The following is a 15,390-nucleotide window of genomic DNA, read 5'->3' as shown; positions in this document are numbered from 1 at the left end:
TTATCCCGAAACTTCGGGATTATTTCGTCAACTCTAACTTTTCTGCAAAATACTCACAGAAATCTTTCATCGTTGCCGACATTTTTTCATCACCCGTTGCACGGTGAAAAGTATCCGACATAGCCACTAAAGTTTGGTGAAAGAAAATCTTCATTTCATCCACAGGCATATCCTTAGTCCACAAATCAATACGCATACTTTCTTTAGCCTTACTATCCCAAACAGACAGCATAATTGCCTTTGATTCTTCTAATTCTACCCCACCATCTTTTGCCGTCCAATACAATTTTTCCGGAATGCGGTTTTCATCTAATTCTACTAGAAAATTAATTTCTGATTTATTTTTATCTGACATTACTTCTTAGGTTTATAATTTGATTTTTCAAATATTTCTTTTGCACTGGCATGCATTAATTGCGGCAAAGATACTTCATTATTTTTCATATACGAACGAACAATTTGCCATCCTATCCACGCTCCCACTTTACCGGGAGACTCATTATCGATTTCCAAATAAAATTTAGAAAAAGGTGCCGGACTGATAAACCTGGGAATCAATTTAGGATCATCATTATACAACAATTGATCTTCAATAAAATAGCGCCACATGTAACTTTCGTTTTCCTGACACCATTTCAACTGCTCCGGTGTGTAACCTATTTTATCAGCATCAGTATAATCTTCCGATAAAAGCATATCCTTTAAATACAACTGCTTACCGGAATAAATCATGGCAGCCAAAAAACTTTTTTCCATACCAGGCGGAATTTGTCTTTTGGCAAAACTTTCCACAACATCTGGCATGAGTTGTTTAGGTTCAAAATTTTGTTTTAAATAATTTGGAAACTGATAAAATTTATGCTCTCTCCCCAAATACATTTCAAGCGAAATAATCAATAAACTGTCTGCATAAATCACCTTATTACTATAATCCATTTCCGAAATAACAGTATAGACTTTAGGAGTTTTCGTTTTTGGAAAGTAATACTTCACATGCTTAAAAACATCTTCTAATTCAGTTTTATACGAATCAAAATTGGAAAACTTTTTCTGAACCTCAGTATACAATTCTCGCCAAAGCGGGTTTTGCATTTTCTCTAACCAAACAGCATCACCATTTCCTACAGGAAAGAAAAAAGGAAATTCTTTTTTAATCTTAGGTAAATCCTTAGGAGCTGTTTCGAAAAATATTTTATCAAATCGCACCACTTTTAAATCTACCGGAATAGCTTCTACTGCTTTTTCTGTCTTATTCTTCGTATCACAAGACAAAAAAAAGAACAATACAAGTAAGGAAAATACACAAGTTTTCATTTTATTTTAATTAAATTTGCACCATTATATCAGGATAACCAGTATTTTACTAGAAATTTTGTGCAAAGATACGCTCCTGATGGCTAAAATTTGAACTATTATGACTAAAAAAAGTACTATCAAAGTTGAGCAGGTAAACACCCAGATTGTCAATTGGTTAAAATCCTATGCAGAAACCACAAAGGTTAATGGTTTTGTTGTAGGGATTTCAGGAGGCGTAGACTCGGCTGTAACTTCAACTTTATGTGCTCAAACAGGACTTCAGGTTCTATGTGTTGAAATGCCAATACACCAACATGAAAGTCATGTGAGTCGTGCCAAAGAACACATTGAGCAACTCAAAAAACGTTTTTCTAACGTAAGTAGTGTACAAACTGATTTAACCTCAGTATTTGAAACTTTCAAAAAAGAAGTCCCGACAAACTTTGATGAAAACAAACTAAATCTAACATTAGCCAATACCCGTGCCCGATTAAGAATGACTACTTTATATTACCATGCAGGAGTTCACGGACTTTTAGTTGCCGGAACAGGTAATAAAGTAGAAGATTTCGGCGTTGGTTTTTACACTAAATATGGTGATGGCGGTGTCGATTTAAGCCCAATCGCCGATTTGATGAAATCAGATGTTTTTGCATTAGCCACTTATTTAGGAGTTCCTGATTCTATTTTAACTGCCCAACCTTCAGATGGTTTATTTGGAGATGAAAAGACAGATGAACAACAATTAGGTGCCTCTTATGACGAATTAGAGTGGGCAATGCTTGAAGACGAAAACAAAAACTCTTCAGACAACTACACTGAAAGAGAAAAAAAGGTGTTTGAAATCTACAAAAGACTCAACACAATCAACCAACACAAGATGAATCCAATACCCGTATGTGTAATTAATCGGATTTAATACTATTTTATCTATAAAAAATAGTATTAAATCTTTTTTTTTCCTAAATTTATATATAGAATTCACACAAAAAAACAACCCTAAAAAAAAAAAATCATGATTAAAGTTTGTCTAGCCGATAATTTCCCGGTAGTGCATTTTGGAGTAAAGTCGTACTTCAAAGACCATTCAGACATATCAATTACTGCCAATGTTGGTAGTTTTTTGATGATTCGAGATATTCTCCAAACAAAAGAAATTGATGTTCTGGTCTTAGACCTGGAACTAGAAGGTCTTTCGAGTATATTTGAAGTGAAATCGCTTTTAAAGAATTTTCCTAAAACTAAAATTATTATTTTTAGCGGACTTTCTGAACAAATCTATGCTCCAAACGCTATTAAAGCCGGAGTATCTGGATATGTTCACAAAAAAGAGAAATTAGAGACATTAGGACAATCTATTATCAAAGTTCATCAAGGTAAAATTATCATGAATGAAACTGTTAAGAAAAACCTGGCTTTAATTGCTAAACAAAGTAAAAGCGAACGTTTGTACCGTAAACTTTCTAATCGTGAAGTAGAAGTTTTACGTTATTTAAGTGGTGGAAAGAAAAACCACGAGATTGCTGAAATCTTAGGTTTAAACGAAAAAACCATCAGTACTTACAAATTACGTTTATTAACTAAGCTAAATGTTACTAATTTAGTTGACTTAGTAAACAAAGCTAAAAGTTTAGAGATCGTTTAATTTAAAAACGAGACATAACCCGACCAAGTTTCTTTGAAAAAGCACGGGTTAGTTCATTATAATCTCTAATCATAATCATAGACTCCATATTATCCTTATCAGGTGATATGGAGTTTTTTAATTCGTCAATAATTCGCCCAACTAAATACCATCTTAAAGTTAAAATGGTTTCAGAAACATTTTGACTTATGGTATCTTGTTTTGTTTTCGGAAAAATATTTTGCCCTTCCCAGTCATGCATGACCAATTTTTCATCTTCCATCAAAATATCAGTCACTTCCTGAGCATACTCAGGCGGCAAGTGCATTAAATACTGCTCCAGACTGAATTTATCATTTTGAAGATAATAGTTTATCAAATTATTAAATATCCCTCGAAACAATGGATTTGCTAATTCAACCTCATCTTCTTGCAAACTCAGATAAATCCTTTGAAATACTTTATACGATTTCATCTCTGTAACATTGACGATTTCCCCTTCTTCATTAGTTCTCATCAAAACATCCTCAAACTCTTCGGTTTTATTACCATACAAAAGCAAAATTTCAATTATTTTACGCTCTAAACGATATAAAACATCTACTTTTTCTGTAGACTCGCTTGGATATCCTGGTTCTCCCGGATAATCCTCTGGCGGCCCAAATCTAGGATCTTCTGGATCTCCTCCTGAATACCCCGTATTTTTTGGGTTTTGGTTTCTATAAACCTCAAAAGGTTTTTGTTCCTGCTTTTGCTTTTTAGCAACTTCAGCAACATCTTTTTGAATCAACTGAGCTAAAGTACTCACCAATACCTGCTCCGAAATATCCATAATTCGGGAACATTCCTGAATATAAACTTCACGTTGAATACGATCTGGAATTTTAGAAATACTTTGCACCATATCCCGAATCAAATCGGCTTTTTTGATAGGATCGTTCTTAGCTTCATTCATCAAAAGCGAAGCCTTGAACTGGATAAAATCCTTGGCGTTATTTTCTAAATAAGCCACCAAATCATCGTGAGGTGTTTTTTTAGCAAAACTATCCGGGTCTTCACCGTCAGGAAAAGTACAAACTTTGACATTCATTCCTTCTTCCAGAATCAAATCGATTCCACGAACAGAAGCACGAAGTCCTGCAGCATCACCATCAAAAAGAACGGTAATATTTTTAGTCAATCGGTTGATTAGTCTAATTTGGTCCGGAGTTAAAGCAGTTCCCGAAGAAGCCACCACATTTTCAATCCCAGCTTGATTGAACTGAATCACGTCCGTATAGCCTTCAACCAAAAAACAATTATTCAGTTTTGCAATAGATTGTTTGGCCTGAAAAATTCCGTACAGAACTTTACTCTTATGATAAATTTCACTTTCTGGTGAATTCAGATATTTAGCCGCTTTTTTATCATTGGTTAAAATTCGACCTCCAAATCCTAAAATACGTCCCGACATACTTTGAATAGGAAACATCACACGACCTTTGAATCGGTCAAAAGGTCGGTCTTCTTTAGGAATAGTCAAACCTGTGCTTTCCAGAAATTCTAATTTATAGCCTTTCCCCAATGCTTCTTTAGTAAAAGCATCCCAGGTTTCAGGCGAATATCCTAAACTAAACTTTTTAATCGTTTCGGTAGTAAAACCTCTTTCTTTAAAATACGAAAGTCCAATTGCTTTACCTTCTTCGGAATTTAAAAGTGTTTTATGAAAATAATCTTTTGCAAATTCAGAAACCAAATACATACTTTCACGAGCATCTGTATTGGCTTTTTCAGCATCCGTTAACTCGGTTTCCTCAATTTCGATATTATATTTTTTAGCCAAATAACGAATGGCTTCCGGATAGGTAAAATGAGAGTGCTCCATCAGGAAAGCTACCGAATTCCCTCCTTTGCCCGAGCTAAAATCTTTCCAGATTCCTTTGGCAGGCGACACCATAAACGATGGCGAACGCTCATCAGAAAACGGACTCAAGCCTTTAAAATTACTTCCTGCGCGCTTTAATTGCACAAAATCGCCAATAACCTCCTCTACACGGGCAGTTTCGAATACAGTATCTATGGTAGCTTTTGAAATCAATTTTTAAGAAATAATATTAAGAAAGGTCAAAGATACAATATCAATGGCAATTTTCAATTTCAATGACAATATCAAAAATCAATTAAAATCAAATCGCAATCCTAAGGAAACATTGTTTTGCTTTACGGCATTATCTTTAAACAACGGATTTAAATCGTATTTCAAATACAAGCTAGTCGCTTTATAACCCATGTAAGTACTCAAACCATAAATAAAATCACTGGTATTAAAATCGCCTCGGGTTTTATCTACTGTTTTGTATCCATCCAAATTATACTTTACAATTTGCTTAGATTTTATATTAGTTCCAAAATAGCCTCCTATTCCCAACCTAAAACTGTCATGAGATTTAAAATAAGTCTTATCATTTATAACGGTCGGTTTTGTAAAATCAAATTCCAAATGTAAAGGCACTACCAAGTTTACATTTCTAAAACGGGAATCCTTTAAATCAACCGAATTAACAACAAGACCGGTTTGATTTCCGTTAACCTCAAAACTACTGTTATTAGTTGGACGCAAATCATTATACATCAACGACAAACCATATTTGGCATGCAATAAATTATCGTTTTTTAATATTCTGGTATTATAGGTCAATCCCCATTCATAAAAATACGATCTCGCGTATTTAAAATCAGAATTTTCAACTGCCCCATCAGTAATTAAATTATTGGCTCCTATAGCAAAAACAATCTGACTTGTTGTTCGTTTTATATGACGATTTAACTTGTCATCATAACCATAATAAAATTTCATTGAAGCAAGATTAATCTCTCTACTGTTATCAAAAGAACCATTATTACTTCCTAAAATTAACGTACCTCCTTTCTTTTTCGGATCAATTTCTTCACCTACCTTTCCATCTACCTTATCCTGAACTAATTGATTCAGTTTTTCTTGTTCAACAGCAACTTTCGTTTCAATATTAGCAGCATGTTCCTGTGCTTTTCTCAATTTGAGTTCTGCTGCTTTTTCTTTAAAAATTATTCCCTCTTCAATTTCTTTATCTATTGAACTTACTTCAGCTTTTAGAGCATTTTTCTCCTCATCTGTTATTCTTTTAATTTCATTACCAATTGCTTTGGCTTTGGCTTCAAATGACAATACTTTATTTTCTCTTCCTTTATTTATCCCTGTTTCAGGAACAGTATCATCAACAATTTCGAACTTTACATCCTTAAACCAAACTTGACCAGTTCCAGCTAATAAAACGCCATAAGAAATGGATGTTGCTTCAACAGGAACAAATAAAACAATTTCATATTTTCCCCAATCAGACGTTCCTTTGATAGGTCTTTTCTCCATATTATCAAAAGCAAGAACATTACTATCATAATAATCAACACGCATCCAAAGTCCAGTCCAGGATTTTACATCTTCACTTTTAACATAAGCCGTCATTTTAACTGTTTTTCCTAGATACAAATCCGGTTTAGTCGTTTTCATAAGCGTTCCAAAACCATCAATTTTACTTTTAACAGATTTAATAGTTAAGATGTTTTCATCAATTAGTTCCGCTTTTTTTTCAAGACTCATCTCGTATTCTGGCTGTTCAGCTTGCCAATATCCCCAATCTAAAACTTTTTTATAACTCCCTTTTTTTTGCGCATTTAAATTCGTTGCGAAAGCAAACGCCATTATTAGTATAAATAAAATATATTTTTGCATAATTTACTTTTTTGATTTTTTGATTGATTCTTAATCTTCGTAATTTCTATTAGCCAAAACTGTTTTTATAGTCTTAATTTTTTTATTAAATCTGTCTAATGCAGATTCTTTAAAAGACTGATTCAATTCATTTTCAGCATTTGATAATAAAATCTGTGGATTTACAGAAATAGTTTTAGTTGTACTTCCCATTGTCTCATTAGCAGATTCAAATTTAGTATTACTGATTTCTGCCAATAATTTTTCTGCTGAAACGTATTTATTTTTGGTCATTGATTGAAAATTTTTCTTTTCAAAAGAAACAGCAACAGAATCATAATCTTTATTTTGATTAATAACTGAAACCTCATTTCTAACAGCTACTGATTCTTGTTTTAACTCAGAAGGTTGATTACTTTTTGAAGTCGATTTTTGAATTATTTGAACTATAGATTCTTTTTTCTCCATTTTTAAATTAACAGAATCTGACGTTATTGCTTTAGTTTTAGGAGCAACTGTTTTTTGAATTACCACTTCATTTTTCTGGGTTTTAATTGTCTTTTCTTGAAAAGCAAAATAAGCTGTTCCAATCAATAGCAAACCTGCTAAACTTGCAGCTACATATAACCAAGGAAATTTAGCTTTTGGTTTTTCTGCTGCCGAAAGCATGGTATCGAGTTTTGTCCAAGCCATTTCAGAGGGTTTGATTTCACGAGAATTCAATTGTTCCCTAAATTGTTTTTCTAATTTATTCGGTTCCATTGCTATACTTTTTCAACTTATTAATTTGTCCTTTCAATACTTTTCTGGCATGCGATAACTGCGATTTAGACGTCCCTTCGCTAATTCCTAACATACTGGCAATTTCCTGATGTTTATATCCTTCAATAGCATACAAATTGAAAACGACTTTATAACCATCTGGCAAACTGTCTATCAAAAACTGAATATCAGCTACCGAAAATTGACTTTCAATAGAATCAAAACTTTCCTCATCGCGTCCAATGACGAAATCATCTTCGATATACTTCAATTTTTTGTGAACCCTGATAAATGAAATACATTCGTTTACCATGATTTGTCTTATCCAACCTTCAAAACTTCCTTTGAATTGAAAATTCTTCAAATTGGTAAACACTTTCATAAAAGCAGTTATCATGATATCTTCGGCCTGATGAATGTCTTTTATATATTGTCGGCAAACACTTAGCATCTTGGGTGAAAACTGGCTATAAATCTTTTGTTGAGCTTGTCGATTGTTTTCGACCGCTAACCGGATTAGTTCGTTTTCCTGCTGATGTAAGTTGATTACTTTCAAAATTTTTATAAAGTGTTTCTATTAGCATAGACGATTGACAATGCAAAAAGGTTGCATGGGGAAGAAAAAATTTCAAAAATCAATTACAATTTTCAATAGCAATGGTAATCACAAAGCAATGACAATTCCCAATATCAATTTAAAAATTTGATATTGCCATTGATTTTTGTCATTGAAATTGTTATTGATTTTATTGATTATTTTTTCCTTTCGATAACATAATTCACCATCAAAATCAAGGCTTCTTTGAATTCTGAATTAGGATAATGATCTAGAAGACGAAGTGCTTCTTGTTGGAATTCGACCATTTTTTGTTCGGCATACGCCAATCCGTTATTGTTTTTCACAAAAGCAATCACTTCTTTAACGCGTTTTTTGTCTTTATTGTGATTCTTTATCGAATTGATAAGCCAGCTTTTTTCTTTTGAAGTACAATTATTCAAGACATGAATTAAAGGCAAGGTCATTTTTTGCTCTTTGATATCAATTCCTGTAGGTTTTCCAATGGCTTCATCGGTATAATCGAATAAATCGTCTTTTATCTGGAAAGCCATTCCAATTAATTCACCAAACTTGCGCATATTCTCGACCTGAATTTCATCTTCAATAACCGATTTTGCACCAAGAGCGCAACAGGCAGCGATAAGAGTGGCCGTTTTTTGACGGATTATTTCATAATACACTGCTTCGGTAATATCAAGTCTTCGGGCTTTTTCAATCTGGAGTAATTCACCTTCGCTCATTTCGCGAACCGCTACCGAAATAATACGCAGTAAATCAAAATCGCCATTGTCTATAGAAAGCAACAATCCTTTTGAAAGAAGATAATCACCTACTAAAACTGCAATTTTATTTTTCCACAGAGCATTAATAGAAAAAAATCCACGACGACGGTTACTGTCATCCACCACATCATCATGCACTAAAGTTGCGGTATGAATCAACTCGATCACCGAGGCACCACGATAGGTTCTTTCGTTAACAACCCCACCCGAAACCATTTTTGCCGTCAAAAAAACAAACATCGGACGCATTTGTTTTCCCTTGCGGTTTACAATATAATAGGTAATTCGGTTTAACAACGCCACTTTAGAGGACATCGATTCGTGGAACTTTTTTTCAAAAAGTTCCATTTCATTAAAAATGGGCTGTTTTATTTGAGAAGTAATATTCATTCAGATTTCAAATATACTATTTTTAATAAAAAAACCACCTCTTTCTCAAGAAGTATCTTATTTAAATAAACCATAGTAAATTTAGACTATGAATTAAATAATTGCAACTATAAATCCAATCATGTCGTTCAACGATATTATATACAACATTAGAAATATTTGATTATTTTTATTCGATAATTACCCCATAATTAAACCTTTAACCAATTCTTTTATCAAAAAAGAAAACCTAAACCCTATTAGCTATGAAAACAAAAATTTTATTTTTAAGTATGGTATTGAGTTGCCTAACCTACACCGGCTGTACTAAAGATTCTGAACAGGATACATCTAATGTATCTGCTAATGATGTCGCTGAAAACCAACAAGTCGACGATTCCTTTGATGATATTTCGGTGATTGCTGATGACCAATACGAAGCAACAGAAGGCTCTACAACCGGAAAGGAAAACATTGCTATTTACACTTCCATATTACCGGATTGTGTCCATATCAGTGATTTAGGATCTACTGACTTAGTTAGGGTCTTGACAATTACTTTTGGAACCGAAACTACTGCCTGTAAATTTAGAGGTCATAATTTAAAAGGGAAAATTATTTTAACCCGTACCAGAGGAACTACATTTCCAAAAACAATGACCATTACTTATTCTGACTTTTATATTAATGACAATAAAATAGAAGGAACTTCAACCTGGACAAGAGAAATGATTGGAACCCTAAATGTAGATTTACACCCAAAAACTACATTTACTATGAACAATATGAAGCTGACAACTTCTAAAGGAACTTATACCCGCAACGGAAACAGAGTAAGAGAAATGACTGCAGGATTCTCAACAAGAACAAGCCCAACAGATGATATATTTTCTACTTATGGAACATTCACAACGACATACCCTAATGGAAATGTTTATACCTCTTTAATTGAATCAAGCACTCCATTGGTACATAAAACCGCTTGTGGTTTATTACAAAATCCGATGCCATTCCCTGTTTCGGGAATCTTAAAACTTTCAAAAAACACACACTATGCAACGATTAATTATGGTGAAGGTACTTGTGATAATTTAGCCATGCTATCTATTGATGGTGGCACAGCTACTCAAATCACACTGGGGAAATAATTAAAATACAATCTTAAAACTAAAAAAAAGGAGTTCAAATTGAACTCCTTTTTTTATGCTTCTTTATTCGCTAGCTGCCCACAGGCCGCATCTATGTCTTTCCCTCGACTTCTTCTTACTTTTACTACTATGCCAATAGCCTCCAATGCTTTTATATAGGCGCTTATTGATTCTTCAGATGCTTGTTGAAATTCGCCATCATCAATTGGGTTGTATTCAATCAAATTTACTTTACAAGGCACATATTTACAAAATTTAACCAATGCATCAACCGAAGCTTTGTTATCATTGATTCCTTTCCAAACCACATATTCGTATGACACCTTACTTTTAGTTTTTCGATACCAATATTCCAAGGCTTCACGCAAATCAGTCAATGGAAAATTTTTACTAAAAGGCATAATTCTGGATCTGATTTCATCAATTGCCGAATGTAAGGAAACTGCCAATTTGAATTTAACCTCATCATCAGCCATTTTCTTTATTATTTTAGGAATACCCGAAGTAGAAACCATAATTCGCTTTGGAGACATCCCCAATCCTTCTTCCGAAGTAATCATGTTAATCGCCTTAATAACATTGTTATAATTCATAAGCGGTTCACCCATTCCCATAAAAACAATATTCGACAACGGATGATTGTAATACAAACGACTTTCGCGATCAATGGCTAAAACCTGATCGTAAATTTCGGCAGGTTCAAGATTACGCATTCTTTTTAATCGTGCAGTAGCACAAAAATTACAATCCAAGCTACAACCCACCTGACTGGAAACACAAGCAGTAGTCCTGGTTTCAGTAGGAATCAATACCGACTCCACCACCAATCCATCGTGTAAACGAACGGCATTTTTTACCGTTCCGTCTTCACTGCGTTGCATCGTATCCACCTTGATGTGATTGATAACAAAATTAGCTTCCAGCATTCCGCGCGTTCCTTTAGAGATATTAGTCATATCTTCAAAACTATGCGCTCCTTTGCTCCACAACCATTCGTAAACCTGATTTCCACGAAATGCTTTATCCTTATTGGCAACAAAAAAATTGCGTAATTCTTCTTTAGATAAGGCTCTTATGTCTTTTTTCTCCATTTGCATGCTGCAAATTTAATGACTATTTGTTGATTTGTTGTTTTGATAATTTGATAACTTTGTCCGAAATTGAAAAAAATTTAAAAATGCATTTCATTTCCCAAGAATTAGAAGACTACATCGAACTACATTCTGAAAAAGAACCCGAATTATTGGCGGCTTTAAACAAAGAAACCTACCAAAAAATTTTATTACCCCGAATGTTAAGTGGACATTTTCAAGGACGTATTTTGAGTATGTTATCCAAATTAATCCGACCTGTAAATATTCTTGAAATTGGAACCTACACTGGTTATTCAGCCTTATGTCTGTGTGAAGGAATGCAGGAAAACGGACAGCTTCACACTATAGATATCAAAGAAGAATTAGTCGATTTTCAGAGAAAACATTTTGACAAATCACCTTGGGGAAGTCAAATTGTTCAACATTTAGGCGAAGCCGTTGATATAATCCCTACGCTTGACATCAAATTTGATTTGATCTTTATCGATGCTGACAAAGAAAATTACTTGAATTATTTTGAATTGATTGTTCCTAGAATGAACAAAGGAGGCATTATTTTATCAGATAATGTGCTTTGGAGCGGTAAAGTTTTAGAACCATTAAATCCGAAAGACAAAAGCACAAAAATATTACTTGATTACAACAAATTATTAAAAGAAGACCCAAGAGTAGAAACGGTCTTACTGCCTATCCGGGATGGACTAACCGTAAGCAGAGTACTTTAAAAAAACTCATTTATAAAAAAACCGCATATTCACATTTTACATAAAGGCTGTGAATATGCGGTTTTTATTTTTGGAACACTTTAAAATTTAAAGTGGGAAATATTTTATTTGTGTAAATTGGTATACTCTAAAAACAAATGTTCCTGTCAATATTCCAAATAAATAACCACTCAATATATCTAATGGATAATGCAAGCCTAAATAAATACGACTGTAGGCAAAAATTAACGGCCACAGAAACAATAAAAAAGTATATTTAAAATATGGCTTAATAAGATGATAAATAAACGTAGCTGCAGCCATACTATTAGCCGCATGTCCTGAGAAAAAACTAAATGAATTTGAGCTCTTTACAATCCTCATTATTGAATGAATATCCGGATTATTGCAAGGACGCAACCTATGAACACTATATTTAACCAAGTTGGTAAACTGGTCTGTAATTAAAATAAGTATCGCTATAGACAAAAGAACATACAAGGTTTGCTTAGCTCCTATTTTTTTAAAAATAACATAAAGTAAAAACAAAAACAACGGTATCCAGTTGATTTGTTTGGTTATAAAAAGCCATAATCCATCATACGATTCTGAACCTAGACCGTTTAAATAAACAAATAATTGAACATCTAAAGAAACTAGTTTATCCAGCATTATCGACTACGTTTTACTGGCCCTGCAATATCTTCGATATCTTCCTTGATTTTAGTTGCCTGAACAACGCTATCTCCTAAAAGATCTTCTTTGACTTTATTGATTTGCGAGTTGATACCACCTGTCATTTCCGACAATGATTTTGTATCTAAACCATTTTCCTCGGCACCTTTTTGAATTTCATGTTTTATATCGTTTGTGGCATTTTTTAATTGTGCCATAGCTTTTCCCATAGTACGAGCTATTTCCGGTATTTTATCAGAACCAAACAACAGCAATACTACAAACATTATAAAGACTAATTCTCCTCCACCTATACCAAACATATACTATATTTTTAAAGGGCAAATATACCAAAATTAAAAAAGTTCACTTTTAATTTTTTCATAAAAAAGCCTATTAATATTGAGTAATCTTCTTAAACTCATTATTTTTAGTTATAAAAAAGTCCATCAACTTAAATTCCTCACTCGGCTGCATTAAATCCCTGGATTTTGAATCATTTTCACAATAAATCAAAAACAACTTAATCTGATCGTCTTTTAACTGCAAAGTATTAGAAAAGAAAGAATAATTCACTTTGTTCAAAGCAAATTCAGAAAAACTGGTTTCCTTATAAAAATCGGTTTTTTGAGGATTCTTCTTTCTTAAAACACCTAAAACATCTTTGTAAATTCGTACAAAATCCATTCCGTTTTCTATCGTTCCATCAGGCGGCATAGTCCTGTTTTTAGGTGATGATTTTTCGTCATCAAAGAATTTTAAATCAACATATTTTTGCGTATTTCCTTCAATAGGACTTAATTCTTTCTTGGCTCTAATTAAAACTTCGGCTAATTCATTAGTGAAAACATCTAATTTCACAATCAATTTTGAAGCGATAAAATCTTTTTCACTAAGAACAATTTTTTTAGATTTAAATGCCAAACTAGAAAAAACCAAGGTATCATTGACTTTTGCCATAATTGCAAATGAGCCATATTGACTGACTACCGTTCCTAAACTTGAATTAACGTTAAAAACAATAACGTTTTCAACAGGAACCAAATCGTTTCTAACCTGTCCTTCTAATTTTTTTCTTTCCCCAATTTGACAAAATGATAATTGCCCCAAAAGAAGAAAAAACAAAATTGTTACTTTAGTTTTCATATACTACAATTTTATTATAATCACTTGCCAACGAAATAATTAAAAACATTGATAGCGTTTTGTTTTTTGCTTTTACAGAAGAAACAAAATCTTTATTTTCAATGCAATACAATTGAAAATCCTTAATATACTCTTTGGGGATTTTCAACTTTTCCACATAATATTTCTCTTCAAAAAGATATTCCAATTTAGCCATTAATTGTTCTTTTTCAGAAACAACTAATTCTTTTTTCAACATGGCAGTTCTGCCGGACATCCAATTTAAAGGTCTATCTAACAAACCCGATCTGGCGGTATACAATCTCCTCTCGGCAACTGTATATTTTTTTTGTCCAGAGGAAACAATCCCTAAACTTTCAGCATTAATTCGAGATTCCTCTTTTACAATAACTTCTTTAAGCGGTATGCTTTCAACATGTAATTGTACTACTAAATTTGATTTTTCCAAATCAGCACGCACTATCTTTTTACGTAAAGTTACGAGATTTACTGCAGAAAACACCAGAAGATCACCTTCTTTTAAAAAAAGAGAAAAATTCCCATTTTTATCACTCGAAGTTGCTTTTTGGGTAGTTTCATTTACAATATTCACTCCTTCCACCAAAGTAGAATCGACACGAATAATGCCATGAATTTCTTTTCTATCGTGATCTTGACCAAAAACAATTTGACACAATAAAAGCAGTAATAAAAAAATAGTATTATTCGTTTTCACAGGCTATTATCGCTTTGTATTTTTCAGCCAATTCTCCAAGTAAAAACTCAATTGTAGTCTTATTATTCATTTCTAACACTTTTGTGAATTTTTGATTATCCATCACATAATACTTAAAACCTTTCACGTAATCCAAAGGTAATTGCAATCTATTAATAAAATGTTCTTTCTCAAACATTTTTTCCAGCATCGCTATATAGGATTCTTTTTTCTCAACTTCTAATTCTTTTTTAAGCATAGCTGTCCTTCCTGAAAGCAAATTAATAAGCGGATCAGCCGAAATAGAGCCACCAGCCATTCCACTTAAGCTAGCAGAAGGATTCAAATCGGTAGCTGTTTTTAACTTTCTTTCAGCTTGCGTATATTTCCTTTGATTTGAAGGAATAATTCCAAGCGAAGCAGCATTAATCGAATTATAATTCCGAACCACTACCTCATCCAATTGATGAACCATTGTTACTAAATGCACATCCAAAATGATTTTCTGAAAATCTTCAGCACACAATACCACTTCCTTGCGTTTAAATTGCAATCCCGAAAACACCAAAGTATCTCCAACACTGGCTTTAATTACAAAATATCCGGTCTCGTTAGTAAAAACGGTTTGCTCTGATTTTAAATTAATAACAAAAACCCCCTCTAAATTAGATCCATAAGCATTTAGCTGTCCTTTTATCTCAGTCGATTTTTTTAACTGACCCAAAACAACAGTAGTAAACAAAATAAAAAAAGTAGCCAGAAATCTATTCATCTTACACAATACCAAAGAGTAAAAATAAACCAAGCCCA

General features: G+C 33.1%; 17 protein-coding genes. 4 read left to right on the top strand and 13 right to left on the bottom strand.

Annotated features, from left to right (window positions below):
• Positions 1 to 19: 19 nt before the first annotated feature.
• Entirely contained in the window at positions 20 to 355 is a 336-nt protein-coding gene (gldC, locus tag EOD40_RS05485) for a gliding motility protein GldC (RefSeq protein WP_128193886.1), read from the bottom strand.
• Positions 355 to 1,314: a gliding motility lipoprotein GldB gene (gldB, locus tag EOD40_RS05480; protein WP_128193885.1), complete on the bottom strand. Its 960-nt coding sequence runs from the start codon at positions 1,312 to 1,314 to the stop codon at positions 355 to 357. The genes gldC and gldB overlap by 1 nt, the downstream gene beginning before the upstream one ends.
• Before the next feature lie 100 nt (positions 1,315 to 1,414).
• Here gldB and nadE point away from each other — a divergent pair, with 100 nt between their 5' ends.
• The gene (gene nadE, locus EOD40_RS05475; RefSeq protein WP_128193884.1) at positions 1,415 to 2,215 is read left to right on the top strand and encodes an NAD(+) synthase; all 801 of its coding nucleotides are present in this window, start codon (positions 1,415 to 1,417) and stop codon (positions 2,213 to 2,215) included.
• A gap of 96 nt (positions 2,216 to 2,311) precedes the next feature.
• Positions 2,312 to 2,941 carry a response regulator transcription factor gene (locus tag EOD40_RS05470; RefSeq protein WP_128193883.1) on the top strand — a complete coding sequence of 210 codons (630 nt, stop codon included), beginning with the start codon at positions 2,312 to 2,314 and terminating at the stop codon, positions 2,939 to 2,941.
• A 1-nt stretch (position 2,942) separates the two neighbouring features.
• On the opposite strand, the gene dnaG is transcribed toward EOD40_RS05470, so the two are convergent.
• From dnaG to EOD40_RS05445, 5 genes are all read right to left on the bottom strand, one after another.
• Positions 2,943 to 4,997, bottom strand: a complete 2,055-nt coding sequence (gene dnaG / locus EOD40_RS05465; protein WP_128193882.1) for a DNA primase — start codon at positions 4,995 to 4,997, stop codon at positions 2,943 to 2,945.
• Between the two features lie 78 nt (positions 4,998 to 5,075).
• Positions 5,076 to 6,668: an OmpH family outer membrane protein gene (locus EOD40_RS05460; protein ID WP_128193881.1), complete on the bottom strand. Its 1,593-nt coding sequence runs from the start codon at positions 6,666 to 6,668 to the stop codon at positions 5,076 to 5,078.
• 30 nt (positions 6,669 to 6,698) lie between these two features.
• Positions 6,699 to 7,409: a hypothetical protein gene (locus tag EOD40_RS05455; RefSeq protein WP_128193880.1), complete on the bottom strand. Its 711-nt coding sequence runs from the start codon at positions 7,407 to 7,409 to the stop codon at positions 6,699 to 6,701.
• Positions 7,396 to 7,965 carry an RNA polymerase sigma factor gene (locus EOD40_RS05450; protein ID WP_128193879.1) on the bottom strand — a complete coding sequence of 190 codons (570 nt, stop codon included), beginning with the start codon at positions 7,963 to 7,965 and terminating at the stop codon, positions 7,396 to 7,398. The genes EOD40_RS05455 and EOD40_RS05450 overlap by 14 nt, the downstream gene beginning before the upstream one ends.
• A gap of 197 nt (positions 7,966 to 8,162) precedes the next feature.
• Positions 8,163 to 9,140, bottom strand: a complete 978-nt coding sequence (locus EOD40_RS05445; RefSeq protein WP_128193878.1) for a polyprenyl synthetase family protein — start codon at positions 9,138 to 9,140, stop codon at positions 8,163 to 8,165.
• Positions 9,141 to 9,385: 245 nt separating this feature from the next.
• On the opposite strand from EOD40_RS05445, the gene EOD40_RS05440 reads away from it, so the two are divergent.
• Positions 9,386 to 10,267 (top strand): hypothetical protein, encoded by an 882-nt coding sequence (locus EOD40_RS05440; protein ID WP_128193877.1) that lies wholly within the window; start codon positions 9,386 to 9,388, stop codon positions 10,265 to 10,267.
• A 53-nt stretch (positions 10,268 to 10,320) separates the two neighbouring features.
• Here EOD40_RS05440 and rlmN read toward each other — a convergent pair whose 3' ends face one another.
• Positions 10,321 to 11,364, bottom strand: a complete 1,044-nt coding sequence (gene rlmN / locus EOD40_RS05435; protein WP_128193876.1) for a 23S rRNA (adenine(2503)-C(2))-methyltransferase RlmN — start codon at positions 11,362 to 11,364, stop codon at positions 10,321 to 10,323.
• Positions 11,365 to 11,444: 80 nt separating this feature from the next.
• Here rlmN and EOD40_RS05430 point away from each other — a divergent pair, with 80 nt between their 5' ends.
• Complete coding sequence (locus EOD40_RS05430; protein ID WP_128193875.1) at positions 11,445 to 12,086, top strand: O-methyltransferase; 642 nt, start codon at positions 11,445 to 11,447, stop codon at positions 12,084 to 12,086.
• An 87-nt stretch (positions 12,087 to 12,173) separates the two neighbouring features.
• On the opposite strand, the gene EOD40_RS05425 is transcribed toward EOD40_RS05430, so the two are convergent.
• The 5 genes from EOD40_RS05425 to EOD40_RS05405 form a co-directional block, all read right to left on the bottom strand.
• The gene (locus EOD40_RS05425; protein ID WP_128193874.1) at positions 12,174 to 12,737 is read right to left on the bottom strand and encodes a phosphatase PAP2 family protein; all 564 of its coding nucleotides are present in this window, start codon (positions 12,735 to 12,737) and stop codon (positions 12,174 to 12,176) included.
• A complete protein-coding gene (locus EOD40_RS05420) occupies positions 12,737 to 13,063 on the bottom strand; it encodes a Sec-independent protein translocase subunit TatA/TatB (RefSeq protein WP_128193873.1) in 327 nt (108 codons plus the stop codon). The genes EOD40_RS05425 and EOD40_RS05420 overlap by 1 nt, the downstream gene beginning before the upstream one ends.
• Before the next feature lie 73 nt (positions 13,064 to 13,136).
• The gene (locus EOD40_RS05415; RefSeq protein ID WP_128193872.1) at positions 13,137 to 13,886 is read right to left on the bottom strand and encodes a hypothetical protein; all 750 of its coding nucleotides are present in this window, start codon (positions 13,884 to 13,886) and stop codon (positions 13,137 to 13,139) included.
• On the bottom strand, positions 13,876 to 14,601 hold the full coding sequence (locus EOD40_RS05410) for a carboxypeptidase-like regulatory domain-containing protein (RefSeq protein ID WP_128193871.1): 726 nt from the start codon (positions 14,599 to 14,601) through the stop codon (positions 13,876 to 13,878). The genes EOD40_RS05415 and EOD40_RS05410 overlap by 11 nt, the downstream gene beginning before the upstream one ends.
• Entirely contained in the window at positions 14,588 to 15,352 is a 765-nt protein-coding gene (locus EOD40_RS05405) for a hypothetical protein (RefSeq protein ID WP_128193870.1), read from the bottom strand. Before EOD40_RS05405 ends, EOD40_RS05410 begins: the two co-directional genes overlap by 14 nt.
• Positions 15,353 to 15,390 lie beyond the last annotated feature (38 nt).

This window comes from Flavobacterium sufflavum, assembly GCF_004016525.1.
GTDB classification, from domain to species: Bacteria; Bacteroidota; Bacteroidia; order Flavobacteriales; family Flavobacteriaceae; genus Flavobacterium; species Flavobacterium sufflavum.
This window is presented reverse-complemented; position numbering and strand designations above follow the sequence as displayed.